We start from the raw sequence: 3002 nt of genomic DNA, 5'->3' as shown, positions 1-3002 counted from the left end.
CGGCATTGTCATGGTTAACAAGGGGGGGAAGTCATGCCGGGCCCGGAGGCCGGGAGCCCCATTGCGGAGCCAACGAAGACGGTAATGGGGGGGGGTGGCGGTACGAGGTCTGGACCGAGCCGCCACCAGTGGAGCTGGAGAACATCCGATTCCTGGCCGGATACCGCAGGGGCTGGCGGTTCGGCCCGGCGCTCATGGATGAGTTGGCCAGGGTGGAGCTTGACGGAGCCTCTCTGGGGCAGGCCACGGGCTTGCCGCCGAGTCGTTCGGAGCCTCAAGTTCGAGCCGCCGTACTGCGTATGCTCCGGAAGCAGGACTTCACCGTCGATCTCGGCACGCCCATCACGCCCTCGCATGTGCTCAGGAGGGCGGCATGAGCAGGGCAGGAGCCAGGGTCGGTGTCGGTACACGGTTCCGCTATGACGGCGAGACCATCGAGGTGGTGGAGATGGCTGCCACCACGGCGGGCAACGAAGTGGTTCTAAAGGATGGTCGGGGCCGTCTTCTTCGCCCATCTCTCCGGGAGTTGTTGTTCTCTGACCGAGCCGTCATCGTCCCCGAAATCGACGGACCGTCGGCAGACGATGCCGAGGAGATCGCCTCTGTCGTACTGGGGCAGCTTGGCAGGGACGAGAAGCGGAAGGTTCTTGAGCGGGCCGAGCACGCCCGTGAGGTACTCACGGGCTATCGGTCTGGCAGCCCGAACTCGCACGTGGGGGCGAGCCCTGGCCCGAGTACTCGCCTGAGGCGCCTGTGGAGGACCGATACGAGGCGAAGGCTGAGGAGCTCGGGGTCGGCAAGCGCTCCGTCCGGCGTTGGGTCGCTGAGTTCCGCGAGCATGGAGAGGCGGGTTTGGCCCGGAAGAAGGGGCTGGGCCACAGGCCGCAGGCGAAGGCGGACGAGCGCTGGGTGGAGACAGCATTGGAGGTGATGGTCGAGCACACCGGGGAGTCGAAGCCGTCACGGACGATGGTCATCGAGCGGACCCGGGCCCGGGTGATCGCACGGTTCGGGGCGGATGTGGTGAAGTTGCCGAGCCGGGCGACGGCGTTTCGGCTGCTGGAGCTTCGACTTCGATGACCCTGGTGAGATGCGACGTCGACTCCCGCGGCTCGCTGCCCTCTACCTCCGTGACACTCCATGACAGACCTCGCCAAGCAGCGACTCCGCATTGCGATGTCCGCCCTCAGCGGCCGGCGCCATTCCTCACGACCTCCGCCGCCCTCCCCTTGGCTGGACCGGTGTTCGTGAGAATCAGGGGATGACGACGCTCTGTGAGGTCGGGCTCCGGGGTATGTGCGTATCAGGCGCCGGGTTCGTCCTGGCCGGCGGAGATCGCTTGCCGGTGCGAGAGGGTGATGCGGCGCTGGGCCGGGTCGATGTCCAGGATCTTCACTGGGAGTGCGTCGCCGACGTGGACGGCCAACTGCGGATGGTCCGGGTGCCCGTCGCCCAGTTCGGTGTTGTGCACCAGCCCCTCGAAGCCGTTCTCCTTCTCTTCGATGCGTACGAACACGCCGAACGGTACGAGCTTGGTGACGCGGCCGATGATGGTCTGGCCGATCTGCCCGGCGAGCAGTGGCATCGGGTCTTCGTGCAGGGCCTTGAGTGACAGTGACACCCGTTCGCGGATCGGGTCGACGTCGAGAATTTCGGCGCTGATCTCCTGGCCGACGGCAACGACGTCGGAGGGGTGGTTGAAGGGACGCCATGACAGCTCGGGGATATTGATCATCGCCTCGAAGCCGCCGATGTCCACAAAAGTGACCCAGAAATCGGCGATCCGGGTCACCCGGCCGGTGACGATCTCACCTCGGTGAAGAGTCTTGAGGAAGGCCCATTTCCGGGTGCTCGGGGTGAGGTCGATCTCCCAGCGAGCCCGTACCACTCCGTCACTGTCGGGCAGGACGGCGGCGAGCAGCGGGACGCGTTCGTCGGCGTACATGGACAGGATCATTGCGGCGGAAGCGCCGGAGAGACGGGCGGTCAGCTCCGGGAACTCGTCCTCGTCGGCGCTGGCGCTGTGCATCCGGCCATCCCTGTCCTGCCAGACACACTCGACGTGGCCCTCGGCGGGGAGCGTGGCGAGGACCGCGTCGATGTCGGAGGACAGGTCCGGCCATATGGCCATCCGGGCTCGGGGAGCGAGCCCGGCGCGGACCGTGTCGATGTTGTCGGGGGTGAGGCGGTGCCATCGCTCGGAGTTGTGGGCGTACTGCTCTTCCAGGACTCTGGAGTTGCTCCCATGCATCGACCAGCGCAGATGGGCCCAGAATTCGTCGTCGGCCAGCCGCTGGGGGCCTTCGTCCTCGGCTTCGAAGTCGTACGGAGAGGCGTCGGTCCGCTCCGGGAACAACCTGAGCGCGCGGGTCCGGGCCACCGCGGTTTCGCAGGACCGACTGCTGCCGATGTACATGTACTGGTCCCAGCCCACGTGCACGGCGAAGGTGTCCTCCACCTCCAGCCGACACCAGACGCCACCGTCGCGCAGCATGACCCGTACAAGATCCATCGCGGTACCGACCGACACCTCCGCACCATCGTGGAAACCATCCGGCCCGGTCGGGAAGAGACCGTCCAGCCCGAAGCCGTCCATTGGTGGCTCCAGCCCGCTCACGAATGGCACCGGGAGGTGCGGCTCGCGCACGGCTAGGCGCTCGATGCCAGTGTCTGAGGCGAACGCCTCGATCGCTTGAAGGTAGGCACCCTCGACCTGGCCGTGGTCGCTGACCGTGTCCTCGGCACCGGTGTAGTGGCCGTGTTCATCACGGTCGGCGGGGTCGTACTTGGTAACGCGATAGACGTAGGGCAGCACGCCCCCATCTTCCAGCATGGTTCGGACGCGGCCCTGCGCAATGCCACTAGGCACTGAGGGGCCAAGCACTCAGGCCGCGAATTGGAGTCGGTGGGGGCCTCCCCCTGAGTGGTGGACACGCTGATACTGGATCTGCTTGATCCGGAGGGAAGCGAGAAGACCGCCGATGGCGATGAAGGACTACTCG

General features: G+C 66.3%; 2 protein-coding genes and 1 pseudogene. 2 read left to right on the top strand and 1 reads right to left on the bottom strand.

The features are described 5' to 3' along the window. Positions 1-753: 753 nt before the first annotated feature. Positions 754-843 (top strand): annotated as a pseudogene (locus ACGFU7_RS47770) (hypothetical protein); the annotation flags it as partial. Between the two features lie 9 nt (positions 844-852). Continuing rightward, positions 853-1080, top strand: a complete 228-nt coding sequence (locus ACGFU7_RS47765) for a hypothetical protein (protein WP_393705066.1) — start codon at positions 853-855, stop codon at positions 1078-1080. A gap of 223 nt (positions 1081-1303) precedes the next feature. Here ACGFU7_RS47765 and ACGFU7_RS47760 read toward each other — a convergent pair whose 3' ends face one another. After that, positions 1304-2833, bottom strand: a complete 1530-nt coding sequence (locus ACGFU7_RS47760; RefSeq protein WP_393705065.1) for a S1 RNA-binding domain-containing protein — start codon at positions 2831-2833, stop codon at positions 1304-1306. Between the last annotated feature and the right edge of the window lie 169 nt (positions 2834-3002).

Origin of the sequence: Streptomyces sp. NPDC048473 (genome assembly GCF_043200155.1) — a bacterium.
Lineage (GTDB): Bacteria > Actinomycetota > Actinomycetes > Streptomycetales > Streptomycetaceae > Streptomyces.
The sequence above is the reverse complement of the archived record's forward strand: the minus strand, read 5'-3'. Positions and strand labels throughout refer to the sequence as shown.

What these genes read in the sequence shown, in the direction of transcription:
- ACGFU7_RS47760 (WP_393705065.1), bottom strand. Translation starts at nt 2,833, where the DNA reads ATGCTGGAAGATGGGGGCGTGCTGCCCTACGTCTATCGCGTTACCAAG.